The organism is Mucilaginibacter litoreus (assembly GCF_042676805.1).
In the GTDB taxonomy this organism is placed as follows: domain Bacteria; phylum Bacteroidota; class Bacteroidia; order Sphingobacteriales; family Sphingobacteriaceae; genus Mucilaginibacter; species Mucilaginibacter litoreus.
This window is the reverse complement of the sequence record NZ_JBHTHZ010000002.1, coordinates 387,006-399,687: the sequence shown is the minus strand read 5'-3', so window position 1 is coordinate 399,687 and position 12,682 is coordinate 387,006. Positions and strand designations below refer to the sequence as shown.

The window sequence follows — 12,682 nt, the reverse complement described above, 5'->3', positions numbered from 1 at the left end:
ATGAAAATAGGAATCAACGGCTTCGGCCGTATCGGTCGCTTAGCTTTTAGGGCCGCAATTGAAAGACCAGATGTTGAAGTAGTAGGTATCAACGACCTTGTTGAACCTGATTACATGGCTTACATGTTAAAATACGATTCAACCCATGGCCAGTTTAATGGTACAATTGCTGTAGAGGGCGGCCACCTGGTAGTAAATGGTAAAACTATCCGCGTAACAGCAGAAAAAGATCCGGCTAACCTTAAATGGAACGAAGTTGGTGCAGAAGTTATCATTGAGTCTACCGGTTTATTCTTAACTCAGGAAACTGCTCAGAAACATATTGACGCCGGTGCTAAAAAAGTAGTTATGAGCGCACCTGCAAAAGATGATACCCCTACTTTTGTAATGGGTGTTAACCACAAACAATTAAAAGCAGACCAGAACATCGTTTCAAACGCTTCATGTACTACCAACTGTTTAGCGCCTGTTGCTAAAGTGTTAAACGATAAATTTGGTATCGAAGAAGGCTTGATGAGCACTATCCACGCAGTAACTGCTACTCAAAAAACAGTTGACGGCCCATCGGCTAAAGACTGGAGAGGCGGCCGTGGTGCTTACCAAAACATCATCCCTTCATCAACCGGTGCTGCTAAAGCGGTTGGCCTGGTATTACCTGAACTGAAAGGCAAATTAACCGGTATGTCATTCCGTGTTCCGGTTGCCGACGTATCTGTAGTAGATTTAACTGCCCGCTTAAAAACTCCTGCTACTTACGAGCAAATCAAAGCTGCTATGAAAGAAGCATCAGAAGGCGAGCTTAAAGGTATTTTAGGTTACACTGAAGACGAAGTGGTATCTGAAGACTTTAAAGGCGACTCTCGTACATCTATCTTTGATGCTAAAGCAGGTATCGCACTTAGCGAAAACTTTGTTAAAGTAGTATCATGGTACGATAACGAATGGGGTTATTCAAACAAACTGATTGACCTTGTACAGGAAATTGGTAAACTGTAAGCTTAACCACTTATAATCAAAAGCCTGCCGGAATGTTCCGGCAGGCTTTTTTTGTTAATGATGGAAAGCATAATTACAATAAAGTTGATATGATATCCTGTTTTGTTCACGAACACACAGGTGAACAGTGTGAACACTCATAATTGACTAATTATCAAACCTATGACAATTTCGCTGACAAAACACTGTCAGCGAAAGAATAAAGCATCATTGCAATGACTTGACTTATACTGGGTCAGTCTGAGCTTGTCGAAGACTTGTGCGCTTTGTTAATGGTTCGACAGGCTCACCATGACACTTGAGCTAAGATTTCTACAACAACACTTCTAAATCCACCCCTAACTTCTCCAGGGAAGGGAATTTTTACTGCTGCTACTGCAATAAGAAAGAAATAAAAACATCATTGCAATGACTTGACTTACTGGGTCAGTCTGAGCTTGTCAAAGACCTGTGCGCTTGGTTAATGGTTCGACAGGCTCAGCATAACACTTAGCTAAGATTTCTACAACACGGCTAAACCCACCCCTAACCCCTCCCTGGAGGGGAATTCTTACTGCTGCTACTGCAATAAGAAAGGGATAAAACATCATTGCAACGACTTGACTTATACTGGGTCAGTCTGAGCTTGTCGAAGACTTGTGCGCTTGGTAGATAAACTACCATGGTGTTACACCATAATCGCTAAAGTAGCCGCCTGTAGGGCCGTCTTTATCAATCATGGCGTATTCAACAATCGGCGCTGCGCCATCTTCTACGCTTTTATAGCCCTGGTTATGATTAAAATCGGTTTTGGTATAGCCGGGGTTTACCGCATTCACTTTAAACTTGTCTTTTAACTCATAAGCCAAAGCAAGGGTATAATTATTCAACGCGCTCTTGGACGGGCCGTAAGCAGCTGTTTTTACATCATAATGCTTCCAGGTTGGGTCGCTGTGCAGGGTAAGCGAGCCAAGGTCTGATGTAACGTTAACAATACGCGGATTGGGTGCGTTTTGCATAAGCGGTACAAATATTCTGGCCATGCGGGCCACACCTATCAGGTTTACTTCAAATACCTCCCTGAATATCTCGTCGGAGGTAGTCAGTGCTGATTGCATATAGGTGCCAAGTACGCCGGCATTATTGATCAGCACATCCAAATGGCTTATTTTGCCTGATAATTCTTTATAAGCCTGCTGTACCGATTCTTCGCTTACTACATCTAACAATAATAATTCAACATCTGTTAAACCTTCTTTATGCAGTAACGATGCGGCTTCTTCGCCACGTTCTTTATCGCGGCAGCCCAGGTAGACGTAATAGCCGGCCTTGGCCAGCTGACGGGCAGTTTCCAGGCCAATACCTTTATTGGCACCTGTAATTAATACTGTTTGTTTTTCCATAACACAAAGTTATGGAACAGCCCTATTGCTATTACTGTACTTAACAAGGCATTAACTGTACATTTCACGGATTTGCTGGCGATAGCTTACAGGGGTTGTATCGGTAAGTCGCTTAAAAAAACGGTTAAAGTAGGCCGCGTCTTCAAAGCCAAGCTCGTCTGCAATTTGTTTTACAGATAAGTCGGTATGCAGCAACTTACGTTTAGCCTCCACAGCCAGGCGGTTATGGATATGACTAATGGCGGTTTTACCGCTTTGCTGCTTAACAATATCATTTAAATAGCCAGGTGTTATATTCAGCAGGTTTGCATAGGCTGTAACATCATGCAGTTGCTTATGGTGGTCACCTATCAATTCCTGGAAACTTTTAAGCAGGCAGTAGCTTTTAGTAATACAGTGCTCCCCAAACTGTTCGTTATACAACCGGCTCAGGTAAATAACCAAAACACGCAGCCATGATGTAAGCATCTGGTTATGCCAGTCGCCGCCATGTTGTTTTTCGGCAACCATTTTAGCCATCACATCTTTAATATAAGCAATATCCTGCCGATTCAATACAAGCTCGTGGCCGCCCGCCGGGTTTTGTATAATAGGTAACCGTCTTAGCATACGGTTTTCTTCAAGCATCAAAAACTCCTCGGTAAAACTTGCTACAAAGCCTTTAATGGGTTTGCTTTCCTCTTTAAGATGCACCTGATGCGGAACGGTAAAATAAAAATGCCCCGGCTTAATGGTATAAGCCGTAAAGTCGACCCAGTGGCGGCTGTTTCCTTCCTCAACAAATGCAAAAAAATAATAATCCTTTCGGTGTGGTTGTAAAAAAGCGGTATCAATAATTACATCGCGGCCGTTTGCTTCATAAACAACAATTTGTGCAGGGTCACCCTGTAAGGTTGTTAAAGGAAAACGGCGTATATCAACTTTTTCGGCGGCAGCTATAGCGGGCATATTGCAAATTAGCACTTATTTAATGTATATGAAAAGAGCAAGTGCCATTAAAGCGTAATCTCATTTTACTCAAATATATAACCTTACATTAGTTCGCCGTCTTTTTTTACATGGTACGTTTTATAAGCCATATAATAAAGGCCAATTGTTGGTATAAAATAAAATAAAGCCCCGCTGTTATCAATATTAGGGTAAGCGGTTACCGCTGTGTAAATAAGTAACAGCAACGCGATGGTGCCGCCAATTAAGGTATAAATAAAAGAATTTATTACTCATAACTCATCTCTTTTAGCTGCTTCTCCTGCTTTAACTTTGCTTTGCTTTTTTCCTTTAGCTACTGCTTTGGAAACCTTTGTTATAACTGATGGCTCGCGCTTGAAGATTACAGCCGACAACGGTGGGATAGTAATTTCTACCGAGTCGTCGCGGCCTTGCCAGGCTGTTGGTTGGGAAATTAACGCTTGCAGGTTGCCAACGCCGCTACCCCAAAAAGCTTTATCATCAGAGTTAAATACTTCGCACCACTCACCAGCTGCAGGTACGCCTATGCGGTAATTATGATGAGGCACTGGTGTCATGTTAAGCACTACTACCAGGTCGTTAGCGCGGTCAGCCCCTTTTCTTAGGTAAACCAGTACAGACTGCTCCGCATTACCGGCATCTATCCATTCAAAGCCTGTCCAGTCGAAGGATTTTTCATAAAGTGCCGGCTCTGTTTTGTACAGCATATTAAGGGCCTTTATGGTTTCTTTCATGCCAAAATGGCTCTCATGCTCCAGCAGGTGCCAGTCTAACGACTGCTGAAAATTCCACTCGTCGCTTTGCGCAAATTCACTGCCCATAAACAATAGTTTAGTACCCGGGTGGGTATACATATAGCTGTATAACGTGCGCAGATTGGCAAACCTTTGCCAGCCATCGCCGGGCATTTTGCCTATCATGGAGCCTTTGCCATACACCACCTCATCATGCGAAAACGGAAGCATAAAGTTTTCGGTAAAGGCGTATACCAGGCTAAAAGTAAGCTGGTTTTGATGATATTTACGATAAAGCGGATCGCGAGAGAAATAATTAATGGTATCATGCATCCAGCCCATCATCCATTTCATGCCAAAACCAAGGCCGCCTGTATATACCGGCCTGCTTACACCCGGAAATGAGGTCGACTCTTCTGCTATAGTTTGTACATCCGGATAATTGCTGTAAATTGTAGAATTGAATTCCTTAAGAAAATCAACGGCTTCCAGGTTTTGATTACCCCCTAATGCGTTTGGCTCCCATTCGCCATGGTTACGAGAGTAATCAAGGTATAACATGGATGCTACCGCATCAACGCGTAAGCCATCGATATGGTAGCGGTCTAACCAGAACAAGGCGTTGCTGATCAGAAAGGCGCGTACCTCATTGCGGCCGTAATTAAAGATGTATGATTTCCAATCGGGATGAAAGCCTTTGCGCAGGTCCTCATGCTCATACAGGTGCGTGCCGTCAAATTGATATAAGCCATGCACATCGCCCGGGAAGTGCGAGGGTACCCAATCTAAAATAACACCGATGCCCGCCTTATGCAATTCCTCTATCAGGTACATCAGGTCCTGCGGCGTTCCGTACCGCGAACATGCAGCAAAATAGCCTGTTACCTGGTACCCCCAGCTTGGATAATACGGATGTTCCATCAAAGGCATGAACTCCACATGTGTAAAGCCCATTTCCTGCAGGTATGGCACCAGCTTTTCGGCCAGTTGGCGATAGCTTAGGAACTCATCAGGGCTTTCCGGGCTACGGGCCCATGAGCCTACATGCATCTCATACACAGAAAACGGCTTGTTAAGCGCATTATGCTGATAGCGGTTGGCCATCCAGTTACCATCGTTCCATTCATAATAGGTATCGGCCACAATAGAGGCCGTACGGGGCGGCAATTCCCAGCGAAGGGCAAACGGATCGCTCTTTTCAAAATCCTCGCCTGTAGAGGCTTTAATAAAGTATTTATAGGTTTCGCCAACGCCTACATGGGGTATAAAACCTTCCCATATACCAGATGCGTCCCAGCGATAGTTAAGCGAGTGCGAGCCGGCATTCCAGCCATTGAAATTACCTATTACAGCAACATACTGGGCATTAGGCGCCCATACCGCAAAATAGGTACCTGTAACGCCCTTGTATTCCACCACGTGCGAGCCAAGTTTTTCGTACAGCCTGAAATGCTTGCCTGATTTAAAAAGCTCTATATCAAAATCGGTAAAGCGGCTGTAAGGCTCAACAGCTTTTAACTCAGTATTTTCAATAATGTTAATTGATGGAGCACTATTCGTCAGATCCTGATTCTCTGTAAGTGCCTGATTCTTAAGCTTTCTTTTTATCGCAGGCTTTTTAACAGAAATATCCTCCGATTGCGGCCAGGTATCTTCTTTCTTTTTGGTTGTAACCGGCTTTTTTGTTTTTATTGGTTGAGATTCTGTCAGGTCGGCAGATAATTTTTTTGATTGCTTTGCCATAGTATAGCTTTTAGCTTAAGATAATAACGGGTGGTTAAATGTAAGTTTAATAACCCAATATATCATTAAAGAACATACATTGGCTGCAGTTGTTTCTTATTCACAAAAAAAGGCCCTTTCGGGCCTTTCATATTATTTGTAAATCTCTATTTGCTTAAAATTTTTTGTAAACTTAAACTCGTATGTTTTGTCGGCGTTTGAGCTGATGGTTGGTACCTCTTTACCATCGGCTACAATTCTTGACGGTACAAACGGCAGCCCGTTCACTTTAAAATGATAGCCTTCGTAACGCGGGGTATATAAGCCTTCCATAGTTTGTTTGATGGTCAGTTTACGTTCATCGCCCTTTACTACAAATTTCTTTTCCAGGTAGATATCCTGTTCATAAGCAAAGGTTTCGCCATAATCTTCAAACAGGAAGGATTTGACTTCGTAATCGCTGTAATAAATATTCAGCTTAACTTCTTCTATTTCGGTTTCGCCGGTATACTGCATCACCGGGTATTCCGGAATAACCGATCCTGCCTTAACAAATAACGGCATAATATCCAGTGGTGTAGGTACGGTTATTTCCTGCGCTCCCTCTACCATATCCAGTGTCCAGAAATTATACCATTTGCCTTTGGGCAGGTAAACATTGCGCGTTTGCTGGCCTGGGTGTAATACCGGGCAAACCAATATCTTATCGCCATAGGTAAATTCATCCTGCCGAAAGTGGTTCATCAACACATCCTGCTCCTGCATAACCACCGGCCTTAATATCGGGAAACCATAACGGTGATGCTCCCAGAAAGTAGAATACAGGTAAGGTATCAGGCGGTAGCGTAACTCAATAAACCTGCGGTTGATAGATGTAAACGGCTCGCCAAAGCTCCATGGTTCACGCTCTTTGGTATCACCGGCAGAATGCGCCCGCATAAAGGGCGAGAACGTACCCATCTGTATCCAGCGGGTAAACAGCTCACCGTCGGGCTCACCGCTAAACCCGCCAATATCTGTACCGCAAAATGAGATCCCTGATACCGAAAGTCGTTGTAATTGTATATTACCTAGCTTTAAATGCTCCCATGTGGCTACATTATCGCCAGTCCATACCGATGAATAGCGCTGCACGCCAGCGTACCCCGCGCGGGTAATGGTAAACGGCCTTTTGTTTTTAAGCTGCTTGCGCAAGCCCTCATAGGTGGCGCGCACCATTTGCATGCCGTAAACATTGTGCGCCTTACGGTGCGAACCGCGGTACCCATCGTACTGGTGACGAACATCATCCGGAAACGAGCCTGATCCAAAAACGGCAGGTTCATTCATATCGTTCCAAACCCCTGCAACACCGGTTTCTACAAGGCCATCAAACAGGTCGCCCCACCAGGCGCGAACCTCGGGATTGGTAAAATCCGGGAATTGGCAGCGGCCCGGCCAAACGTGGCCCTCCATAAAGTAGTCGTCGCAGCGGCGGCAAAAATATTTCTTTTCCTTGCCTTCCTTAAACACCCAGTAATTATCGTCAACACGTATCCCCGGGTCAATGATAACTACCGTTTTAAAGCCGTTTTCGGCCAGGTCGGCAATCATCTTTTTAGGGTTAGGGAAGTATTTGGGGCTCCAGGTAAAGCAGCGGTAGCCGTCCATGTAATCTATATCCAGGTAGATACCATCGCAGGGTATGCGGTTTTGGCGAAAGCCATTGGCAATCACCCTTACTTTATTTTCAGGGTAATAACTCCAGCGGCACTGATGATAACCTAAAGCCCACAGTGGCGGCATTGGGTGAGTGCCTGTAAGCAGGTGGTAGTTTTTTACCACATCCATCATGTGCGGGCCGTGAATATAGTAATACTGCAACTCGCCGCCATCCGCCCAAAAGCTGGTGCGGTTACGGTCTTCGGCCGCAAAGTCGAAATAAGCTTTAAAAGTGTTATCAAAAAATATCCCGTGCGCTACATTGTCGTTCAAACTGATGTAGAAGGGAATGGACCTGTACAGAGGGTCCTGATTAAAGCTGAAGGAATAGGCGTCGGTATTCCAGTTTTTCAGGCGTTTGCCCCTCAGGTTAAATTCGGTAGCTTTATCGCCCAGGCCAAAAAAGCTCTCCTGCTCCTGGCACGTTTTAGTACAAAAAACGTAGTATCCGCCAAACTGGGTGTTTTCTTCCCAGTGCATCGGTACGGCGTCGCTACTGGTGATCGTATCATTTTTATCAGAAAAAGATATAAAGAAGTCCTGCTTGCGGATGTGGCAATTGATTACAGGTGTAGCTACAATATATTCCTTATCATTCTCCAGCAAGGTAAACTCTACATGCCTTTGCGGAAGCTGCGGAACGGCATAGGAAAACTCCTCTAAGAACACACTGTGCGGCGCCAACCGCACGCGGATGATCTCGTTGGTGACTACCAGTATCTCTACTTTTGCATCCCCATCGCTAAAGAATATCTTATTGCCGGATTGTTCTGAATGATTAGGTGTGCCCAAATATTTTTTTACAATGGGCTTTATGCTTTCAGCAGGATTGTTTAAATGGTGAAATTCTTCCTCATCAACTGCAATTTCCTCCACCTGCAGTAGTTTGGCGGTTAACAGCTCGGGATTTGGGTCAGGTACATTTTCTGCCATACTCATCAAAAATAAATCAATATGCCAGCTGATTTTATGCAGCAGGTCATGATAAAAAATATCAGCTAATTAATTAGTAACAGCTAATAAACGATTAATTATTGACTTTTACCGCTATAATTAAGCCAAAGTTGCGGCGTAGTTAAAGAATTATAATTTTAATAATAATCCGCTCATTGGTTTAATTTTTACAGGAATGCCGGCGCTTACATCTGCCGTAACAATGGTTTCGCCTGTTAACAAATCGGTAAAACTTTGCCCGCCGGCCAAACCAAATTCTGTAAGCAAAGCCCCGGGTATCTGCAGGTTGATATCACGCTCCTCGCGGTTAAAGTTTGTTATCACCACTACCCTTTCAGTATGGGTATAGCGCAGGTATAAATAAAGGCGGGTATCAAACCAGTGCTCATGCTCGTTTGACATCATAAGCTCATAAAACTGTCCGTCGCTTAATGCTTCACTGTTTTTTACAATATTGAGCAATGAGGAGTAAAAACCCCTTAACTCTTGTTGCGACGCGGACAGTTTGCCGCCGTCAAAAACCCCTCCGTTCATCCATTTCTGATGTTCGGGGACGCCCCAGTAATCAAATATTGTGGTGCGCCCATCATCTCCCCTAAAGCCGCAGGCACCAACAGCAGGTTCGCCTACCTCCTGCCCCGAATACACCATTACAGGGCCAACGTTAAGCGTAGCGGTTACAATCATCCCGGGTACGGCCAGCCAGGCATCGCCTGCAAAAAATCTGCTGGCTATGCGTTGCTCGTCATGGTTTTCCATAAAGCGCAGCATGTGCTGGTCTATCCCCCGGGTATGGTGGTTCCAAACGGCATTAATTTCCCAGGTACTGCTGCCCGGCTCGTTGCAGGTAAGCCTGCGGATGGCCTCATAAAGGCCTACCTTATCGTATAAGTAATCAAATCCGCCATCGTTAATGTATCCGGCATATTTACTCTTATCGTAGGCTTCGCCGATGAATATCAGATCGGGATGGGTGGCTTTCAACTTAGGGATGATCCATGCCCAGAATTCAACAGGCACCATCTCTATCATATCACAACGAAAACCATCTACACCCATTTCGCACCAATAGGTTAGTATATGGTGCAGCTTATGCCACAAAGGGGGTACATGGCCCAGGTATGTCTTCCTTCCGTCGAGATAGTAAACACCGTAGTTAAGTTTAACGGTCTCAAACCAGTCGTTTATTGAGGGCGCCTCGTTGAATACGTCGTTACCGGTAGCTTTAGCCGGAAATTCTTCAAACTTTCCATCCTTAAGCGGCGAAATAAATTCATCACCCCCTGGATTATAATCGGCAGGTGCAACAAAATGCTTATCGGGTATATAATAAAAATCATTGGCTATGCCACATGCCAGGTTGGTGTCATCATCCTCTCCAAAATCTTTTACACCGGTTGGGCGGGCATCTGATGCATAGGTACGCGCCACATGATTAGGTATAAAATCCATGATCACCTTTAAGCCGCTGAAATGTGTACGGATAATGAGATCCTGAAATTCATTCAGCCGGTTATTTACGTCAACCGCCAGATCAGGCGCCACATCGTAATAATCCTTAACGGCATAAGGCGACCCCGCCCGGCCTTTTACCACATCAGGATCATCGGGCTTGATACCATAAGCAGAATAATCCGTCATAGTGGCATGTTCCAAAATACCCGTATACCAAACATGTGTAAAGCCCATAGCGCTTATCTCGCTTAGTGCTTTATCGGTAATATCGTTGAATTTGCCTGTACCGTTTTCTTCTACTGAACCATAAAACTTATTTGTAGTATTAGTATTGCCAAAAAGCCGGGGCAGCAGCTGATATATGATCAGCTTGTGTTTGTTGATTTTAAACATCCGTTAATGTAAAGGTTTTATTGGTACAGCGGTTTCCGAAGACGGGGAGATCAAATAGCCATTATCATAAACATTAACGGTTAGCGTTTGATTGGATTGATTTTTAATTAATATTTCATTTTTGCTTACAAGCACCTTTAACGAGATCCCCCTGAAACCTATACGAAACGAAAATGCTTCCCACCCGGCAGGCAAAAGCGGGCTGAATGACAATGCACCGTCCTTAATACGCATACCACCAAAACCCTGAACTACCGACATCCATGTACCAGCCATTGATGTGATATGGCAACCATCCTCGGTGTCGTTATTATAATCGTCAATGTCCAGCCGGGATGTACGCAGATAAAATTCGTAAGCCCTGTCTATATCGCCAAGTTTAGCAGCGATAATGGAGTGCACACATGGCGATAGCGACGACTCGTGCACGGTGCGCGGCTCGTAAAAATCATAATTACGGCGTATGGTTTCCACATCGTAATCATCCTCAAAAAAATACAGCCCCTGCAATACATCTGCCTGCTTAATAAATGGCGACCGTAATATCCTGTCCCAACTCCACTTCTGCACCAGCGGCCGGTCAGTTTCGGGCAGGTCTTTAACCAGTGTCTGCTCCTTATCCAAATACCCATCCTGCTGCAAAAAGATCTGCAGGTTATCATCATAAGGCAGATACAACTTGCTGATGATATCCTTAAACTTTCCGCATTCCTGTTCATCCTGGAAGTTTATTTTACTGGTAAGCGAGTTATACTTACCTGTATCAAGCCTCTTTACATCATCAATAACCTTAAGTGTATATTTAAGGCACCAAACCGCTATGGTGCTGGTATACCAGTTGTTATTTACGTTATTTTCATACTCGTTGGGCCCGGTAACACCCAGCATTACATACTGCTGCCGCTGCGCCGACCAGTTGACCCGCTGCGCCCAAAAACGGGATATGGCTATTAGCACTTCCAACCCATAGTCTGCCAGGTATTGCTCATCGCCGGTATAGCGCACATAATTAAAAATAGCATAGGCTATGGCACCGTTACGGTGGATCTCTTCAAAGGTTATTTCCCACTCGTTGTGGCACTCGGTACCATCCATAGTGACCATTGGATACAGCGCCGCCCCGTTGTTGAAACCCAGCAGCCTGGCATTGTCTATTGCTTTGCCTAATTGCTTGTAGCGATATAAAAGCAGGTTACGAGCTACCTTTTGCTCTGCTGTGGCCAGGTAAAAGGGCACGCAGTAAGCTTCGGTATCCCAATAGGTAGAGCCGCCATATTTTTCGCCTGTGAAGCCCTTAGGCCCAATGTTCAAACGGTCGTCTTCGCCGGTATACGTTTGGTTAAGCTGGAATATATTAAAGCGAATGCCCTGTTGCGCCGCCGCATCGCCTTCAATAACAATGTCATTATGCTTCCATTTTTCGGCCCATGCAGCCGCCTGTTCAGCAAGCATCGTATCAAACCCTTTATGGCAAACGGCATCCAAAACGTTTTTGGTAAGCTCTACCAAATCTTCTTTAGGGTGGTTTTGCGAAGATAGGTTGGCGGCATACTTATACAATGTAATGCGCTGGCCTTCTTCTATGTTCATCCGTATTTCGGCTCCCACATATTTTTCACGAGTTACCGGCTGGGTGTCAATACGTTTGGCCTGGCCATCAAGGGCTACATGATATTTCATCCCGGTAGCCACCTCAAAGCCGGTTTTACGCGTACGCATTTGCAGCACGGCACCATCGTCCCAGGTATTTTTAGCTACCTCATCCCAAAACTTTTCATCATAGTTGGCATCCTTGTTAACCACATCACCATCTACAAAAGGTGTTAACTTGATATACCCTCCAAAATTCAGCGGATTAATACTGTAACAGATCGCACCGGTTTCATCATCAACCAGGCTATTAAAGCGAATGGCCTCTACCTCCACTTCCTTACCTGTGGCTGTACGTGCCCGAAAATTTCGCTTAAGATATCCCTCTTGCATATTTAGTTCGCGACGAAAACCCAACACTTTACATTTAGCCAGGTCCAGCTGTTCACCGTTCAGCGAGATATCAATACCTATCCAGTTAGCCGCGTTAAGCACTTTTGCAAAGTATTCGGGGTAACCGTTTTTCCACCACCCCACACGTGTTTTGTCGGGATAGTAAACACCTGCTACGTAATTGCCCTGCAGCGTATCGCCGCTATAGGCTTCCTCAAAGTTGGCACGCCCACCCATGCGGCCGTTACCCAAACTGAAAACGCTTTCGGCTACCTTATTATGAGCCGGATCAAAGCCTTCTTCAATTACTTTCCATTCGTCAACTTTAAAATACTGTTTCATAGCAGATTTATAGATGCGCTAAAATAAAACAAAAGCGTTACCGGGCTTCAT

Annotated in this window: 7 protein-coding genes; 1 reads left to right on the top strand and 6 read right to left on the bottom strand. The window is 44.7% G+C overall.

What is annotated here, in order from left to right:
• Window positions 1–996, top strand: a complete 996-nt coding sequence (gene gap, locus ACFQZX_RS05195) for a type I glyceraldehyde-3-phosphate dehydrogenase (RefSeq protein WP_377112156.1) — start codon at window positions 1–3, stop codon at window positions 994–996.
• Window positions 997–1,652: 656 nt separating this feature from the next.
• Here the strand turns inward: gap and ACFQZX_RS05190 are convergent.
• From ACFQZX_RS05190 to ACFQZX_RS05165, 6 genes are all read right to left on the bottom strand, one after another.
• Window positions 1,653–2,378 carry an SDR family oxidoreductase gene (locus tag ACFQZX_RS05190; RefSeq protein WP_377112154.1) on the bottom strand — a complete coding sequence of 242 codons (726 nt, stop codon included), beginning with the start codon at window positions 2,376–2,378 and terminating at the stop codon, window positions 1,653–1,655.
• A 51-nt stretch (window positions 2,379–2,429) separates the two neighbouring features.
• On the bottom strand, window positions 2,430–3,326 hold the full coding sequence (locus ACFQZX_RS05185) for a helix-turn-helix domain-containing protein (protein ID WP_377112151.1): 897 nt from the start codon (window positions 3,324–3,326) through the stop codon (window positions 2,430–2,432).
• Window positions 3,327–3,598: 272 nt separating this feature from the next.
• A complete protein-coding gene (gene glgB, locus ACFQZX_RS05180; RefSeq protein ID WP_377112148.1) occupies window positions 3,599–5,824 on the bottom strand; it encodes a 1,4-alpha-glucan branching protein GlgB in 2,226 nt (741 codons plus the stop codon).
• Window positions 5,825–5,956: 132 nt separating this feature from the next.
• Window positions 5,957–8,437: a glycoside hydrolase family 31 protein gene (locus tag ACFQZX_RS05175; protein ID WP_377112145.1), complete on the bottom strand. Its 2,481-nt coding sequence runs from the start codon at window positions 8,435–8,437 to the stop codon at window positions 5,957–5,959.
• A 150-nt stretch (window positions 8,438–8,587) separates the two neighbouring features.
• Window positions 8,588–10,306 (bottom strand): alpha-amylase family glycosyl hydrolase, encoded by a 1,719-nt coding sequence (locus ACFQZX_RS05170; RefSeq protein ID WP_377112142.1) that lies wholly within the window; start codon window positions 10,304–10,306, stop codon window positions 8,588–8,590.
• A 3-nt stretch (window positions 10,307–10,309) separates the two neighbouring features.
• Entirely contained in the window at window positions 10,310–12,631 is a 2,322-nt protein-coding gene (locus tag ACFQZX_RS05165) for a glycoside hydrolase family 65 protein (protein WP_377112139.1), read from the bottom strand.
• Between the last annotated feature and the right edge of the window lie 51 nt (window positions 12,632–12,682).

What these genes read in the sequence shown, in the direction of transcription:
- ACFQZX_RS05185 (WP_377112151.1), bottom strand. Translation starts at nt 3,326, where the DNA reads ATGCCCGCTATAGCTGCCGCCGAAAAAGTTGATATACGCCGTTTTCCT.
- gap (WP_377112156.1), top strand. Translation starts at nt 1, where the DNA reads ATGAAAATAGGAATCAACGGCTTCGGCCGTATCGGTCGCTTAGCTTTT.
- ACFQZX_RS05190 (WP_377112154.1), bottom strand. Translation starts at nt 2,378, where the DNA reads ATGGAAAAACAAACAGTATTAATTACAGGTGCCAATAAAGGTATTGGC.
- ACFQZX_RS05165 (WP_377112139.1), bottom strand. Translation starts at nt 12,631, where the DNA reads ATGAAACAGTATTTTAAAGTTGACGAATGGAAAGTAATTGAAGAAGGC.
- glgB (WP_377112148.1), bottom strand. Translation starts at nt 5,824, where the DNA reads ATGGCAAAGCAATCAAAAAAATTATCTGCCGACCTGACAGAATCTCAA.
- ACFQZX_RS05170 (WP_377112142.1), bottom strand. Translation starts at nt 10,306, where the DNA reads ATGTTTAAAATCAACAAACACAAGCTGATCATATATCAGCTGCTGCCC.
- ACFQZX_RS05175 (WP_377112145.1), bottom strand. Translation starts at nt 8,437, where the DNA reads ATGGCAGAAAATGTACCTGACCCAAATCCCGAGCTGTTAACCGCCAAA.